At 38.5% G+C, this 481-nt stretch carries 1 protein-coding gene; it reads right to left on the bottom strand.

Annotated features, from left to right (window positions below; all coding sequences use genetic code 11):
- On the bottom strand, window positions 1–481 hold a 481-nt coding region (locus H4O21_RS28085), incomplete at both ends, for a T9SS type B sorting domain-containing protein (protein WP_182812438.1).

The following is a 481-nucleotide window of genomic DNA, read 5'->3' as shown; positions in this document are numbered from 1 at the left end:
TTCCAACCTTCGGCTGAAGGCTTTAATTGTTTGATAAGCTTACCATACCTATTATAAATAAAAACAGTGGTATTTTGCAAATACGCATTGCTTAGGCCTTTAACATTCCAAGTGTCGTTGGCACCATCTCCATTGGGCGTAAAAAACTTTGGAAATCCCATAACGAACACCTGAAGGCTAATCACCCCACAACCGTTTTTATCTCTCACATCTACAGTATGCTCACCCGCAAATACATTTTGAAATAAAGGACTATCTTGAAATGGTCCAAACTCATTATCCAAAGCAAACTCATAGTCTCCAATACCAATATTGGAGTCGTCAATGGTGATGGTATTGTTGTTTGATAAATCTTTAACAGTAATATCTGTTTCTGTAATTGTAGAAATTCCCGATGCTTTCACTTGAAACGACACAGGAAATGACTCACAGCCTTCTACTGATGTTGCCACTACGGTATAGATATCTTCGGTCGCTACTG

This window comes from Oceanospirillum sediminis (assembly GCF_014164585.1).
GTDB classification, from domain to species: domain Bacteria; phylum Pseudomonadota; class Gammaproteobacteria; order Pseudomonadales; family Halomonadaceae; genus Oceanospirillum; species Oceanospirillum sediminis.
The sequence above is the reverse complement of the archived record's forward strand: the minus strand, read 5'-3'. Positions and strand labels throughout refer to the sequence as shown.